This is a genomic window from Thalassolituus sp. UBA675 (genome assembly GCF_002297765.1).
Lineage (GTDB): Bacteria > Pseudomonadota > Gammaproteobacteria > Pseudomonadales > Oceanobacteraceae > Thalassolituus.
Window position 1 is genome coordinate 1 of the sequence record NZ_DBNJ01000003.1, and the last position, 14,547, is coordinate 14,547.

Genomic DNA, 14,547 nt, shown 5'->3' on the forward strand with positions numbered 1-14,547 from the left:
GCCGTAGGCCAGCAGCGTCGCCCGTGCCGCTTCTAGGTTGGTTTTGGCCGTGAAGTAACGCTGCTCACCCACGGTTTTGCGCCCAAGTTCCTGTACTCTCTGCCATTCAGGCCAAGCCGTGCGGTAATTGGCTTGTGCTTGCGCCACGGTTTCACTGAACAGAGTAACCAGCGGCTGACTCTGTTCGACGTGATCGCCCAGGGCGACATGGCGGCGCAGCACCACGGAGGGCACCCGGGGCGATACCCGGTAACTGGTGTAGCCGTTGGAAAGGATCTCCCCCGGTGCGTAAAGCTGATAATCGACCTTTCTGGGAGTCAGTGGGTTTACCTGAATATCGGCCAGGGTCATTTGCGCCGGGTTCAGTGAGGCAGAAGTAGCTTCTTCGTGACCTCCATGCCCACCATGATTATCGTGGTCACCGCCCTCGCTATGCTCTTCATGCCCGTGTTCTGAGCCGGAGTTGTGCTCGTCGTGGGCACTGTGTTCATCATGATTTTCGTCGCCATGATCATCGTGGCCGTGCTCGCTGTCAGGCTTATGCGCATCATGCTCTTCATGGTTTTCCTCACGATGATCGTCATGATTATCCTGTTCGCTATGGGGTGCCGCCGTTATCGCTTTTTCCTGCCCATGCTCAGACTCAGATTCTTTGGCGTGGCTGGCGGTTGCGGTCGCAAGACCAGCCACCAAAATGGCTACCAGTGTTTTATTCATGTTTATCATTCCTGTTTAATTCGTTGACGCTGTCGATGACTTTGTTGCGTTGTTCAGGTGGCCCGATTGCTGAAGTGCTTCGGTGAGCGCAAGCCGTGTCTGCTTTTCCAGCTCAATGCCTGCCAGCAGGCTTTCGGTGCGTTGATTCAAGGCCAGCAGATAATTAGTGGTGGACAGATCACCCGTGCGCCATTGCCGTTTCAGCAGTTCGGCGCTGTTCTCGACCCGACCCTGAACAACCTCTTGCCAGCGGCGATATTGCTGTTCAAAGCGCTGCCAGGTGGCCTGTGCAGCCTGCCAGTCAAAGCGCTGCTTGCGGTAGATAGCCTGAAAACGAGCCTCGGCCTCCAGCGCTATGCGTTCAGCGGCGCGAGTTTCTGCGCTGAAGTTGTTGCGGACATTCAACGGGATGGAGAAGGTCAGCCCGACAACGCTCTCTCCACCATCACGACCGGAATTGACGCCAAAGGTGGGCTCCGCCTTGGCGGTACGCCGTGTCACTTCAGCTTCCTCCTTCAGCGACTGCCAGCGGGCGTGGGCGCTGGCTACGGCCGGGTGTTGCAGTAACTCCTGATCCGAGGTCAAGTCTGGCTGGGAGGGCCAGAAATCATCAGGAATGCCGCCTCGCGTGGGCGCCCATGCGGGCAGCAGCTCGCGAACCCGGATTTCGGCTTTCTGTATCGCGGCTTCGGCCTCGGCAACCTGAGCCAGCTGCTGTGACAGGGACAGAAAGGTGAGTTCGGCATCGATGCTGCCCAGATCACCTGCCTGCTGGCGCTTATCCACCTGTTCGAGCAAGGCGTTAAGTTGCTGCTGTTGCGCTTGGGCAATGGCGGCGGCGCGGTTGGCGGCATGCCACTCCACCAGTGCGGCAAGCGCCTCGGCGGTTTTGTCCAACACTTGTTGCTGGTACAGCGCTTCGGCGGCGCTTCGCATAAAGCCCGCCTGCTGCCGTCTTGCACCCCGTCTGTCCCACCAGTCGATGGTCTGCTGAACGCCGACCCGGTAGTTGTCTTCCTCTCCATTACGCTCCAAATCGGTGGACAGCTCCGGGTTGTAAAGCGGCTGCTCCAGCGCATCGGCGCTGGCGTTGGAGCCCAGCAATTGCTCGCGGGCGGCAAGCACCTCGGGGTGTTGTTGTATCTGGGAGGCGAGCCAGGCGCTCCAACTCGATGTCTCTGCGTAAGCAAGCATGGCCGGAAAAAACAAGAACGCGCCCAGCAAGGCCCGTCTGGGCCAGTCAAATCGTCTCATATTGATGCTCCTGAAATTCAGCGTGCGACGGTTTGGTCGTGCACCGGATTTTGCCGTTGTTGGGGTTCATCCCGGTGAAAGGCGACCTTTATTACGGTATCACCAGGCAAGGCGGGGAGCTTTGCAGAAAAACGCACGCCGCCCTTGCGTGATGCGCGTCTGGTGAGAAGGCGCGGTGAGTAATCAGTGGTTGTTTCCGCAATCAATCCGTTATCAGCAGACCAGGCTGCGATGTCTACATGGCCTCGGGGAAGGCCGTAGCGCAGGTGAGCATCCATCCGTCCGAAGACGGTCAGCTCCGCGGCGGTATGGTTCACGGTCACCTGGCGTAAATGCCAGCGTTGGTTGTCGATATTGACGACTTCAATTTCAGGCAAGCTGCTTCCGGCCTGAGCGGAATTGACAAGCGCGAGGCTCAGCGCGAGCCCAATAGCGATCTGTTTCATGATGTTTCACCCTAAAATAAATACCAATTGTTCGCTGTAACCCAAGTCTACAGCGACTGATGACGTGCTTTTGAGGCGCGATCAGGCGATTGGAGGGCGAAACAGAGAGGGGGGAATACCAGAGGTGAGGTTGGCCTGATAGTCGGCTTGTCCGTTTTCTGAGAATAAATTGGCCAAGTGTGAAGCGGCTCCGGTCAGAACGACAGAGCCGTGGCCATGACAATGGCAGCAATGGTGGCAGTCATATACAGACTGTCCGGGCTGATCGGGTGTCTGCTTGGCGAGCAGATTGTCGTTTTGGGTATCAGTGGCACTGGATTGGTGCGAATGGTCGAATTCCAAGTGCTCCGTCCCGAATTGATGAAGCTGGTGAACGTCCGCCATGGCAGCCACGGATTGCAGGGCAATCAGTAGAGCCAGTAGACAAGTTAAATGATGGCGGATGTTCATGTGAAATGTGGAGCCCTTATGTTGTCAGGTTCAAAACACTAGCTGCCATAGACTATCATATTATAGAAAAGTTCACCAAAACCGTTTCCGGTCAGGATTTCAGCTGCAAAATACGTCGTGCACCGTTTAGGACAACGACGCCAATAATGAGACCAATCACCAGATCCGGATAGCGGGAACCGGTCCAGGCGACCAGGCCACCAGCCAGGATAACCCCCAGATTGGCAATCACGTCGTTGGCGGAGAATATCCAGCTGGCTTTCATATGCGCTCCACGATTCCTGCTTTTGGCGATCAGCACAAGGCACAACACATTGGCCGCCAAAGCAGCCAGGCCCATACTCATCATCAGGACGGACGCTGGCTCGCTGCCAAACATAAACCGCCGCACAACTTCACTCAAAGCGCCAAACGCCAACATCAGTTGCAACCAGCCAGAAAAATGTGCCGAGCGCAGTTTCAACCGAGTGCTGCGCCCAACGGCATAGAGCGCCACGCCATAAACGGCGGCATCAGCGAACATGTCCAGGGAATCGGCGATCAAGCCAGTGGATTGCGCCCACCAGCCGATGGTGATTTCAATGACAAACATGATGCCGTTGATGGCGAGTAGCCATTTCAGAATACCCGATTCTTTTTGTGCCTCCTGTTGTGCATCTTCATGTGCTTGGGCGATGGCATCACTGTCTACGGGTGATGTGATTTCAAGCGTAGCGCCCAAACCAACAGAGTGCATCCGTTCCTCAATCACATCGGCATTATCCCCATGAAAGATACGCACTATGCGATTGGGGGTATCAAATTCCAGCGTTACTTTGGGTTCCACACTATCCAATGCCATGCGGATCACGCCTTCCTCCGAAGGGCAGTCCATCCTGGAGACATGATACTCGCTAACATAGCCGCCTTGGACGACGCTTGTGCCATCGGAAATCTGTGGTGTGTTGTCTCGTGCATCGCTGTTACAGCTAGCACAGCATTGCTCAGTCATATTAAAACGCTCTTGTTTTTTGCTGGTTATGCAGTTTAAATTCTATAGTCACTATAGAATCAAGAGTGAAATTGGTGGTTATGAAAATAGGAGAATTGGCGAGCGTTACCGGCTGCTCAATACAGACGATCCGTTATTATGAAAAAGAAAATCTGCTGCCCTCAACCCAACGCACCGAGGGAAATTTTCGCTTGTATGACAAAGCGGCCGTCGACCTGTTGCTGTTCATTAAACACTGCCGCAGTCTGGATCTCAGCTTGAAGGAAATCCGTCAACTATTGGCGCTCAAACGCTCGCCTGGCGCGCAATGTGATAAGGTGAATCGGATGATGGACGCCCATATTCAACAAGTGGAAGACCGCATTGCCGAGCTGACGCAATTGCGTAGGCAACTCAAAGCGTTGCGCCGCAGTTGCTCAAGCGACCGCACGGTGGAGCAGTGCGGCATACTGCAAAATCTGACCACCTAGTCAGAATCCGAAGCGGTAACATTGGTTTTCTGATCATTGGAAGTCACACGTCTACCCTGGATATCCCATTCCACCTTGTTCGGCGATTTTTCACTGAGGTCGGGCTCATGGCGCAGTTTCTGGCCAGTTCCAGGGAAACTGCTCGAGGCTATGTCCGTGTAGACAGGCGAGGCAAGGCATTGACGTAGATCGCTCGTTTCGAATATTATGGACGAATCGAACGATATTTGGTGAGGTACCAGACCATGGACACACTTTCTGCCAATGAAGCCAAAACCCAGTTTGGTGACCTGCTGCTAAAAGCGCAACGTGCGCCAATCCAGATCAATAAAAACGGAAAACCGGTTGCTGTGGTTATCTCAATGGATGAGTACGAGAGCATTAAAGCGCTCAAGCTGAGATTGTTGCAGTCGAGGGCCACTCAGACCAAAGCTGATATCAAAGCAGGTAACACCGTTGATGGTGAAGCATTTTTTAATGATTTGGAATCAGGTCACCACGACTAGACGATAAAATTTCTGGGGGAAGAAAAATGTCTGCTGTCGAGCTGAATGCAGAACAACTTCAGATGGTAAAGATCATCCATGACCACGCCCTCCGGTTTCCTCTTACCGAAGCCGGGGATGAGCAATTATTGCAAACCTGCTACGACTACATGGATGTGTTCAAACGGGTGATGGATAGCACCTCTCACATCCAAATAGATTACATCTGTCAGCAATACGATGGCTTTTATCGTTTTGCCAAACTCATGGAAATGCTGGCACAGGGGATCGCCGATGGCATTGTCGATGTTCCCAAGGATCATTAGTCCCGCCAATACGCCATGTCAAATTACCGCTTAACCCCGGATGCTCAATCCGATCTTATCGACATTCGTCGTTTTACCCTAGACCGATGGGGAGAAGCGCAGTCGAAGAAATACCTGTTCGAACTCCGACAAACCCTTCACCTGCTGGCTGAAACCCCGTCCCTGGGAAAGCCCAGGCCGGATGTAGGGGAGGACGTGTTGAGCTTCCCCCACATCAGTCATGTCATTTATTACGTGGTTCATGCGCAGCAGTTGGTGGTGTTTGGTGTCCTGCACAAGCGGATGGTGCCAGTGAATCACCTGGATGGGCGCGAGGTGATTTAAATGTGGCTGACGATCGGGCCGCATTGAATCGGCACTCGCTATGGAAAATATCGAACGTATTCAGCTGTTATCCAGCACGGAAGTCGAAGAGTTATATGCTCGCCCAGAATTCAATACCCATGAACAAAGCCTGTATTTTTCATTAAGTCCGACAGAACGCGCCGCGCTTGAGCAGTTTCGCAATACCCAGACCCGTATCCACTTCATCCTGCAATTGGGTTATTTCAAGGCCAAGCAGCAGTTTTTTAACTATTCGCTCGATGAGGTCAGTGCCGATGTTGAATATATCGTTGCAACCTATTACAACGGTGCAGATGCGGCACAGTTCACCGGAAACCTCTCTCGTGAATATTCGCGTAAGCAACGCCAGGCGATACTGTCACTTTTCGACTACCGAAGCTGGTCGCCTCAATTTAGAGCTGAAATAGAATCCCACATCGGTCTGTTATTACGCTATTACCCCAAAGGGCACAGTGCTTTCCGGCAGTTGCTCGCGTTTTTCGATCACCAGAATTTAATCATTCCGTCCTATCGAACGTTCCAGGACATGTTCAGCCGCGCCTTTGCCGCCGAGGAACAGCGGTTAAATAACGCCATCTCTTCCATACCGTCATCAATCAGTGGCCAGCTTATGACGCTGGTGCGGCGAGATGATGGTATCACGGCGCTCAACATCATTCGCGCGGATCAAAAAGACTTTCAGTATACGGCGGTCAAATCGGAAGTGGACAAAGCCCTGCGGATTGAGGAGTTGTACGAGTTTGCGAACGGTTTTATTCCGTCTCTGGGGTTGTCAAAGAATGCCGTTCGCTACTATGCCGATGTTGCCGAACAGTATGCCGCATCCCGCTTACGTCGGCTGAGCAAACCGCAAAAATGGCTCTATGCTTTGTGCTTTGTTTACCACCGCTACCAACAGATTATGGATAATCTGATCGTTAGTTTTTGCTATCACACCCGCGCCATTATGGACGCCGGCAAGACCTACGCCTCAATGGCTCATATGGAGCACAGCTCCAAGGTGGTGACCGACTTTCCCAAGCTGGCCAAGTTTTTGAAGTGGTTCCCAAATCGAAACCCCAACATGAGTCAGGATGAACTGAATGAAGCAGCCTACAGCATGTTGCCCAAAGAGCAGTTTTCAGCCATGGCAGAGTTTCTGGAAGGCAAATCTTTCGATAAGAAAGCCGCCTTGTGGGAGTACTATGGAAAATCTTCTCGCATATTTGCACTGTATCTTCGCCCGATATTTACAACAGTCAAGCTGGAGTACTACAAGGAAAACAGCTACATCGGCGAATTGATCAATCTACTGAAAGCGCATTATGCCAGCGGGAAAAGTCCATCGGATTTAAAAATTTGTGATGACCTGGGGTTTACCATCCCCAAAAACATGAATCAATATTTGAAGCGGGAACCGAATGACACGCACATCGATCCGTACCTGTTCGAGTTCTTTGTTTACCAGAAAATTTATCATGAGATTGACCGTGGCCGTCTCTATTGCAATGACAGTGTCTCTTACTGTGATATCGATACCGATCTGGTGGACGACGCACTGGTAGACGATGTTGAGAAGATCGCGGCGGAGTTTGGTTATCCCAAGATACCCATCTACTGTGATCAGCGACTTGAGGAGGCGCTTCAGGAGCTGAACAACGCCTGGGAGCGAACGACTCACAATATCCGTGAGAATAATAATCATGGATTCAGTGTTCGAGAAACCAAGACCGGACAACAACACTGGAGTTTGCTCTATGACAGTGTTGAAAAGCTGGATGATGCGTTCTTTAAAAACCTGCCCAAGGTGGACATTGCCAGTATTGTCATGTTCATCGGCGATCGGATTGGAATGTGGAGCGCATTTACCCACATGAAAGATCGCTACACCAAGCGGAAAAAACCGCTGCCTCTGGCGATCAACGCCTGCTTGTTATCAGAGGCGTTTGGGTTCGGTACATTGAAAATGGCTGATATGTCTGACCTGGAAATCAGCCAGTTACGTGCAATGCGGGAGGATTTCGTGCGGGTGGATACGCTATGCGCCGCCAATGAAATTGTCAGTAACCACATTCATTCGCTTCCCATATTTAATCAGTGGAATTTGATGGATGAGAAAGTACTAGCGGATGCGGATGGACAAAAATTTGCGACCACAGACAGTACAATTCAATCCCGTTACTCCAGGAAGCACCTTGGCAAAGGCCGTGGTATCTCACTCTACACGCTGCTCGCCAACTATGTGGCAGTTAATGCGAAAAATATCGGCCTGAACGAGTACGAAGGACATTCGCTGTACGATATGATCTACAACAACAAAACCGATATTGATATCCACATGGTGACCGGTGATAACCATTCATTGAACAAGCTGAATTTAGTCACGCTGGATTCCATCGACGTGGATTATGTCCCCAGCATCAAAAATGTGCGAGACGCTGCTGACGATATCTATACCGCTGAACCGTTAGACTATGACACCGGAATCCTCAAACCCAAGGGCGTGATCAATGTTGATCGTATCCGCTCACAACGTCGAGGTGTCATGCGGGTATTACTTTCACTCATCATGCAGGAGAACACCCAGAGCAATATCATCCGTAAGCTCAACTCACATGCCCGTTATGCCAGGCTCAAAGCCGCGCTGTTTGAATATAATACCATCTTCAAGAGTATCCATGTTCTCAATCTGATTGACGATATGGAGCTCAGGAAAGCAATCCGAAGCGCCCGTAATCGCACAGAGGCCTACCATCAGCTTCAGAGCAATATCCGGAAGACTTATAACGGCATCTTTCAAGGCAAAAGAATCGTCGAAAACCGGGTCAGTGCCCATGCTGCCAGGTTAATCGCCAACTGTATCGTGGCCTACAACAGCATGATCTTGAATGCCGTGTACCAAAGGATGCTGGCCAACGGCGCGCCTCAAGCGGTCATCGATGAATTTATCCGGATTTCACCGATTGCCTGGACACATACGTTATTTACAGGTCGGTATAACTTCAAGAAAAGCAGCGGGAAAATTGATGTAGACGCGATGGCAAGGATATTGGAGGATCATGTGAAACAGCATTTTTGGCGTGACGATGGGCCTCAGAATTGATGATAAATTGGTCGTTTATGCAAACTTGTCAAATTTGTCGGTTCTTCCACAGGACCCCTTCAAGGGGGCTAAAGTGCTGACAGGCGGACAGTTTCCGCTCAGCCGCAGAACACCAGCCGCACACTATCGAGTACTAACTGAGAGCCCTTAATTGCCTCAAGAACGGCGTCACGCTCTGATTCAATCGACGCAACTTCGGAACGTGACACTGAACCGCTTCCTTTTGCCAATGCTTCTAGCCGATCAATTCTGATCTCATACGCTTCAGCTGCCTTTGCTGACGCCCGATCTACCATCTTACCAAGCTGGCCCATGCCCATTTTCTCCAGCTTGCTGATCAGAGGTCTTACCTGGGCTTCTTTCTGTTCTACTAAGCCACGGGCCGTGCCACGCTTCAGAGGCAAAACAAACTGCCCAAGGTCAGGCTCGTTAACCTTCAGGTCACCGGTCGGCGTCATAGTCAGATGCATAGCGTCCGGTGGCAGGAATCGTTCGATCTGCAGAGCGCGAGCAGCGGGACAGATCGCAGCAAACTGCAACTGAATAAAGCAATCACCGGTTGTGAAGTCGTGATTTTCGATATAACCAACAGCGGCATTGCCGACAGGACTGGTTGTAAGAAGCTCAAGCGCCTGATCAACGAATGGATGCTCCCAGCTCAGGAACTGAACATCATCCCGGCTCAGGGCGACGTCACGCTGAGTCGTCGCCATAAACCCATCTTCAGGCAAGTGCGGCAGGTCTGGCACCAGCATATGATCGCCCGGCGTGATAGAAATACACTCACCGCCAAGATCTGCAACCTCTAAGCCAAACGCGTCGGCGAACAATTCGATGAAGTCGTTCAGTTCAGCTTCATCTTCAATGTGCTGAATTGCCATAGCCTGCGCTTGCTGGCGTGCACGCCCGGGCGGGCAGGAGTGAATTTCGAGCAGCCTGTCGCGGCCCTGTTCGTACTGTGCTTCGAGAGCCTTACGTTCTGCAGAAATTGTCTCTGCCAGAGAGTCGGCCGATTCATCAGCAAGCACCACCGCCTTAACCTGGCCTTCATATTTCTCCAGAAGAGGCTGGGCGGTAGGGTTAGGGTGACTGAAGCAGTCGAATGCCTGATTCAGCAGCGAGGCCCAGCGTTCAGTGGCGTGCCCTTCGAACACTGGGATGTGAATATTGATGTCTTTTTTCTGACCAATGCGGTCTAAGCGACCAATGCGCTGTTCAATCAGATCACAGTTAAATGGCAAATCGAACAGGATCAACTGAGATGCGAACTGGAAGTTACGCCCCTCACTGCCAATCTCAGAGCATATAAGGAGTCTTGCACCTTGTTCCTGATCCGCAAAGTAAGCCGCGGCACGATCGCGCTCAACCATATCCATATGCTCATGGAACACTGAGCAAGGGACGGCGTGTTTCTCCCACAGAAACTTTTCAAGATCGAGTACTGTGTCTGAATCATGCGTTATCAGAACGAACTTCTCTGACTTATTCTGAGCAAGCACATTAAGCAACCATTCAACGCGACTATCCACGGAACACCAGTCATAAAGGCCTTGCTGCGGATGCAACTGATCTGGGCTGTCGGCAAAATCTGTCGGCAACGGCAAGCGAACGATATCAGGAAGTCGCGAGGGGAATCCGGCAACGCCGTGGCGGGTGTTTCGGTAAAGTGCACGTCCCGGACCGAAGCGATCAATAAGTGCGTTGAGAGCGCGCTCATCAGATTCTCTCTCATGGTCAGCGATACTGCTATCCAGCAGCGCTCGCTGCTCGCTTGTCAGTTCATCACCAGAGTCGAGCGCTGAAGCCAGCTCAGCGTATGGTCGATACTTATCCTGCTGTTCGAGGAAGGCCGCCAGAGAAGGATAACGATCCGGGTCCAGCAGGCGAAGACGGGCATAATGACCCTCAATGCCGAGCTGTTCAGGAGTTGCCGTCAGCAGCAGAACCGATGGGGCGATATGTGAAAGCTGCTCCACCAGTCGATAGCCGTCGTCCTGATGATCCTCAGACCATGACAGATGATGAGCTTCGTCGACAACAACCACATCCCAATCTTCGGAAAGTGCTTCGGCTGCTCCAATATCAGTAGTCGCCAGCGACAGTGGGCATATGAACATCTGCCCCGAGGAAAAACCATTTCCCTCGATGAAGTCGGCCTCAGTCGCTACATTGAAGTGAAGGTTGAAGCGGCGGACCATCTCCACAAGCCACTGATGCACAAGGTGATCGGGCACCAGAATAAGGACCCGCTGCACGCGATGCAGTCGGATCAGACGATGCAATATCAGACCTGCTTCGATGGTTTTACCGAGCCCGACTTCATCGGCAAGCAGAACGCGAGGCAGCGCATCCTGAGTAGTCTGCTCTGCAATGTGCAGCTGATGTGGCAACAGGTTAGTGCGCGCGCCCAGCAAACCGTAGTAAGGGCGGCTACGTAACTCCGCGATTCTGGAAAGAGCAGACTGCCTCAGCTCGAACAGATTGTTATTATCTATCTGCCCGGTAAACAATCGATCGGAAGGCGCATTCAACTGAATCGCAGCGGCTAGCATGGTTTCAGGGATATCCCGGTCGCCATTGCCGTAAAAGAGAATATCGTCTATTTCGGTGACTTCAGCAACTGTAAACAAGCTACCATCCTGAAGTGGAACTTCATCTCCCGGTGCAAACCGGATTCGGGTGAGGGGCGCACCCTGAATAGAGTATGTTCTCGATTCATCCGCGACAGGGAAGTAGACGGTGACCATTCTGAAATCGACACTTTGAATAAGCCCCAATCCCAGATCTGTTTCTGCTTCACTGATCCATCGCTGACCAACTGCGTACATAAATATCGGCTACCTGATTTTGAGACAATCGTGAGTGACAGCGGTGCTGTCTTTGGGGCGCGGAGTGTAACTCATGAGGGCGGATTTTCCCATGCTCAGGAATGAGTGACACACGATTATCCGGGTTTAACTTTTTAATCGCTTAGCCGATATAGTATTGAGAACCAACTAGGATATGGAAACAAGGAGGCGGATGTGGATACCATCCAATCGATACTCAGCAATTCAGTTGCACCAACACGCTCATCTCTGCAGATTGAAGCATCGCATGCCCCCATCCAGAAGACTGAAATTGCAGCAGCCAGTAACTCAGTACAACACTCGCCACAGGTCTCTTTAGGGGATGCGAACTTCAAAGGGAGCGTGGATCGATCAACCTTGCCCAAGGACGAACAACAAGCACAGGCTTGATCCACTCGGCGCTGTACTCAAACAGGTTTCCGGGCGGGCTGAGATCAAATACGAATACAACCGTTACTAAAACGCCGACGATTTTCTGTGCTCAGCAGGAGTAAGGATTACGGAAAGCCCTCAATTGAGTACGTTGCGTACTACATAGTTCGCGCGAAGGTTATTTCCGCGTCCCTTACAAGCATGCTATTTCCGATAATTGTTATTATCGGAATATAATAAATAGGAGAAATTGAGCGGTCTTTCGCGAACGGTTCGGCCACGAATCCGTATCGATTTGTCTTAGCAATGCCTGGACTAAATTCCCCCTCAATCCTTCATTCCAACCACCACTCAAGACGCATTCAGCCACTCGTGCTTACCGAAATAAAAACGCCCCCTGATTTTGAGCATGTGCGCATCAAACGAATGAACTACGGACTTAACGTTTTATCTTTCAATTAGTTAGCTCATTCTTCTAAGTCACTTTCTACCACCAAACTCAAAAGCAGAGCTGACATCAAGTATAAGAAACTGCACCGCAATGCTCCCTAAGAGCGCCTGATCTGCCAGTACAATCCAGGCCTTGCTACTTCCGATAATTTGGAGCACAGTTAAATCCACAAATCTTCACACTACCAAACCTTATGACGACAATATGAAGCCTGAGCATCAGACGCCGACACCACTCATCGACCAGCTCGACGAGATCAGCAACCCCTTGTCGTATGCGCGAAGAACTCTGTCTACTTACGGGGCCAGCCCATCGGATGCCTTTGATGATCTCGTTCACACGATCACCTTCTTGCAGGCGTATAACGGATCAACAGCAACCTTTAATAGTTATCGGCGCGAGACAGAGCGCCTGCTTCAATGGTGCTGGACGATTCAGAAAAAATCGCTCGGTGAACTCACCCGGCAGGACCTTGAGGCGTACGTCCACTTTTGCCAGAATCCGCCTAAGGCTTGGGCAGGATCTGTTCAGGCCCCACGATTTCTTTCGAAAAACGGAGAACGCACGATCAACCCCAAATGGCGCCCGTTCGTTAGCAAACCAGACAAGCTTGGCAAGACTCCGTCTATGGCCCTGTCGCAGAAATCGCTTCAGTCGCTTTTCGCAGTTCTGTCTACCTACTTCAACTTCCTGATCCAGGAAGATTACCTGAAGCTCAATCCCGTCAGTCTGATTCGCCAGAAGAGTAAGTTTTTGCAGCGTCACGCGTATCAGGAGCCTGTCAGAAGGCTCTCGAATTTACAGTGGGACTTCATATTAGAAACGGTTGAGCAACTCGCTGAAACCAACCCAGCTGAACACGAGAGAACTCTTTTTGTTATGAAATGCCTGTTCGGCATGTACCTCAGGATCTCGGAGCTCGTCGCTGACGAGCGCTCCGCACCTGTCATGGGTGATTTTCAACAAGACCAGGACGGTAACTGGTGGCTGAGAGTGGTTGGCAAAGGAAACAAAGCGCGAATGGTTACCGTATCGGATGACATGATGTCCGCCCTACGCAGGTACCGGACACACCTATCCCTACCTCCATTACCTTATGTTGGCGAGCAGACACCATTACTTCCCAAGCTCAGAGGACGCGGCCCAGTTACCAGTACCCGTCAAGTGCGTTATCTGGTGCAGAAATGTTTCGACCTGGCCTACGAGCGCATGTCAGAACAGGGATTGAAAGAGGAAGCGCAGGAGCTGAAGGTCTCCACAGTTCACTGGTTGCGACACACTGGAATTTCGGAAGATGTGAAATTTCGACCCAAAGAACACGTACGTGAAGATGCAGGTCATGCCAGCATGGCAACGACAGATCGCTATATCGACACCGAGATGCGTGAACGCCACGCAAGTGCCCGCCACAAGAAACTTAAGCCCGAGCTGTAGCTGTGAGCGCGGCAAAGATGGGTTAACCAGGCAATAAGCTTGAAGGGCGACCGGCGCCCTTCAGTGTTTTACAGGACCGGTCAGTGCATGTACTGACCACCATTCGCAGACACATTCGTCCCGGTAATGAAGCTGGCATCTTCATGCGCAAGAAAACTCACCACACGAGCAATATCTTCTGGTTTGCCGAAGCGACCAACCGGAATATTCTTACGAATACCCTCACGGATTTCTTCAGGCACTTCCATAATCATTGGCGTGGCGATGTACCCAGGGGAGATAGTATTAACGGTCACCCCTTTGCTCGCGACCTCCTGAGCAACAGCTTTAGTGAAACCATGCATGCCTGCTTTAGCCGCAGAATAGTTGGCCTGACCGAATTGCCCTTTCTCGCCATTCACTGAGCTGATGTTAATGATTCGCCCATAGCCGTTAGCGAGCATGTCATTCACTACCATGCGCGTCATATAGAAAACAGAAGTCAGGTCGGTATTGATAACATCAACCCACTGCTCCTGATTCATTTTCCGCAAAGTAGAATCACGGGTGATCCCGCCGTTGTTTACCAGAATGTCGATCGTTCCGAAGTCGCGTTTAATCCCTTCAATGCACGCCTCACATGATTCCCACTCGGTAATATTGCCGAAAGCGACTGGTATACCGTACCCCTCTGCCGCCATCTGCTCTTGCCACTTCTGGGCCTTTTCATGCTTGCCGCCCGAGTAATACCCTGCAATCACCTGATAGCCGTCATCCACAAGCTTCTTGCAGATGGCTGATCCGATGCCACCTGTACCACCAGTAACGAGTGCAATACGCTTCGCCATTTCCTACTCCTTCAGTTCACTTAGTGCTGGAGACATATTTATCTTTCA

At 51.5% G+C, this 14,547-nt stretch carries 13 protein-coding genes and 1 pseudogene; 7 read left to right on the forward strand and 7 right to left on the reverse strand.

Annotation, left to right across the window (positions count from 1 at the left end):
* The 5 genes and pseudogenes from B3007_RS00760 to B3007_RS00780 form a co-directional block, all read right to left on the reverse strand.
* Positions 1-717: pseudogene (locus tag B3007_RS00760) on the reverse strand (efflux RND transporter periplasmic adaptor subunit); the annotation flags it as partial.
* 15 nt (positions 718-732) lie between these two features.
* The gene (locus B3007_RS00765) at positions 733-1,971 is read right to left on the reverse strand and encodes a TolC family protein (protein ID WP_301392192.1); all 1,239 of its coding nucleotides are present in this window, start codon (positions 1,969-1,971) and stop codon (positions 733-735) included.
* A 17-nt stretch (positions 1,972-1,988) separates the two neighbouring features.
* Positions 1,989-2,417 carry a hypothetical protein gene (locus B3007_RS00770; RefSeq protein WP_301392193.1) on the reverse strand — a complete coding sequence of 143 codons (429 nt, stop codon included), beginning with the start codon at positions 2,415-2,417 and terminating at the stop codon, positions 1,989-1,991.
* A gap of 81 nt (positions 2,418-2,498) precedes the next feature.
* Positions 2,499-2,867 (reverse strand): hypothetical protein, encoded by a 369-nt coding sequence (locus tag B3007_RS00775; protein ID WP_076515232.1) that lies wholly within the window; start codon positions 2,865-2,867, stop codon positions 2,499-2,501.
* A 91-nt stretch (positions 2,868-2,958) separates the two neighbouring features.
* A complete protein-coding gene (locus B3007_RS00780) occupies positions 2,959-3,858 on the reverse strand; it encodes a cation transporter (protein WP_068435057.1) in 900 nt (299 codons plus the stop codon).
* An 80-nt stretch (positions 3,859-3,938) separates the two neighbouring features.
* Here B3007_RS00780 and cadR point away from each other — a divergent pair, with 80 nt between their 5' ends.
* The 5 genes from cadR (at position 3,939) to B3007_RS00805 (ending at position 8,566) form a co-directional block, all read left to right on the forward strand.
* Positions 3,939-4,328, forward strand: a complete 390-nt coding sequence (gene cadR / locus B3007_RS00785) for a Cd(II)/Pb(II)-responsive transcriptional regulator (RefSeq protein WP_068435055.1) — start codon at positions 3,939-3,941, stop codon at positions 4,326-4,328.
* 245 nt (positions 4,329-4,573) lie between these two features.
* Positions 4,574-4,834: a type II toxin-antitoxin system Phd/YefM family antitoxin gene (locus tag B3007_RS00790; protein ID WP_068435052.1), complete on the forward strand. Its 261-nt coding sequence runs from the start codon at positions 4,574-4,576 to the stop codon at positions 4,832-4,834.
* 26 nt (positions 4,835-4,860) lie between these two features.
* Positions 4,861-5,139: an arylsulfatase regulator gene (locus B3007_RS00795; RefSeq protein WP_301376530.1), complete on the forward strand. Its 279-nt coding sequence runs from the start codon at positions 4,861-4,863 to the stop codon at positions 5,137-5,139.
* A gap of 15 nt (positions 5,140-5,154) precedes the next feature.
* Positions 5,155-5,463 carry a type II toxin-antitoxin system RelE/ParE family toxin gene (locus tag B3007_RS00800; RefSeq protein ID WP_068435048.1) on the forward strand — a complete coding sequence of 103 codons (309 nt, stop codon included), beginning with the start codon at positions 5,155-5,157 and terminating at the stop codon, positions 5,461-5,463.
* 40 nt (positions 5,464-5,503) lie between these two features.
* Positions 5,504-8,566, forward strand: coding sequence for a Tn3 family transposase (locus B3007_RS00805; protein ID WP_301376531.1), 3,063 nt, complete (start codon positions 5,504-5,506; stop codon positions 8,564-8,566).
* Positions 8,567-8,664: 98 nt separating this feature from the next.
* On the opposite strand, the gene rapA is transcribed toward B3007_RS00805, so the two are convergent.
* On the reverse strand, positions 8,665-11,394 hold the full coding sequence (rapA, locus tag B3007_RS00810; RefSeq protein ID WP_301376532.1) for an RNA polymerase-associated protein RapA: 2,730 nt from the start codon (positions 11,392-11,394) through the stop codon (positions 8,665-8,667).
* A gap of 195 nt (positions 11,395-11,589) precedes the next feature.
* Here rapA and B3007_RS00815 point away from each other — a divergent pair, with 195 nt between their 5' ends.
* Together B3007_RS00815 and B3007_RS00820 are read left to right on the forward strand one after the other, a co-directional pair.
* Positions 11,590-11,805 (forward strand): hypothetical protein, encoded by a 216-nt coding sequence (locus B3007_RS00815; protein ID WP_297533568.1) that lies wholly within the window; start codon positions 11,590-11,592, stop codon positions 11,803-11,805.
* A 637-nt stretch (positions 11,806-12,442) separates the two neighbouring features.
* On the forward strand, positions 12,443-13,672 hold the full coding sequence (locus B3007_RS00820; RefSeq protein ID WP_301376533.1) for a tyrosine-type recombinase/integrase: 1,230 nt from the start codon (positions 12,443-12,445) through the stop codon (positions 13,670-13,672).
* Positions 13,673-13,752: 80 nt separating this feature from the next.
* On the opposite strand, the gene phbB is transcribed toward B3007_RS00820, so the two are convergent.
* Positions 13,753-14,499 (reverse strand): acetoacetyl-CoA reductase, encoded by a 747-nt coding sequence (gene phbB, locus B3007_RS00825; RefSeq protein ID WP_068435040.1) that lies wholly within the window; start codon positions 14,497-14,499, stop codon positions 13,753-13,755.
* Positions 14,500-14,547 lie beyond the last annotated feature (48 nt).

Coding starts and splice junctions, on each gene's coding strand:
- B3007_RS00765 (WP_301392192.1), bottom strand. CDS start 1,971: ATGAGACGATTTGACTGGCCCAGACGGGCCTTGCTGGGCGCGTTCTTG.
- B3007_RS00770 (WP_301392193.1), bottom strand. CDS start 2,417: ATGAAACAGATCGCTATTGGGCTCGCGCTGAGCCTCGCGCTTGTCAAT.
- B3007_RS00775 (WP_076515232.1), bottom strand. CDS start 2,867: ATGAACATCCGCCATCATTTAACTTGTCTACTGGCTCTACTGATTGCC.
- B3007_RS00780 (WP_068435057.1), bottom strand. CDS start 3,858: ATGACTGAGCAATGCTGTGCTAGCTGTAACAGCGATGCACGAGACAAC.
- cadR (WP_068435055.1), top strand. CDS start 3,939: ATGAAAATAGGAGAATTGGCGAGCGTTACCGGCTGCTCAATACAGACG.
- B3007_RS00790 (WP_068435052.1), top strand. CDS start 4,574: ATGGACACACTTTCTGCCAATGAAGCCAAAACCCAGTTTGGTGACCTG.
- B3007_RS00795 (WP_301376530.1), top strand. CDS start 4,861: ATGTCTGCTGTCGAGCTGAATGCAGAACAACTTCAGATGGTAAAGATC.
- B3007_RS00800 (WP_068435048.1), top strand. CDS start 5,155: ATGTCAAATTACCGCTTAACCCCGGATGCTCAATCCGATCTTATCGAC.
- B3007_RS00805 (WP_301376531.1), top strand. CDS start 5,504: ATGGAAAATATCGAACGTATTCAGCTGTTATCCAGCACGGAAGTCGAA.
- rapA (WP_301376532.1), bottom strand. CDS start 11,394: ATGTACGCAGTTGGTCAGCGATGGATCAGTGAAGCAGAAACAGATCTG.
- B3007_RS00820 (WP_301376533.1), top strand. CDS start 12,443: ATGAAGCCTGAGCATCAGACGCCGACACCACTCATCGACCAGCTCGAC.
- phbB (WP_068435040.1), bottom strand. CDS start 14,499: ATGGCGAAGCGTATTGCACTCGTTACTGGTGGTACAGGTGGCATCGGA.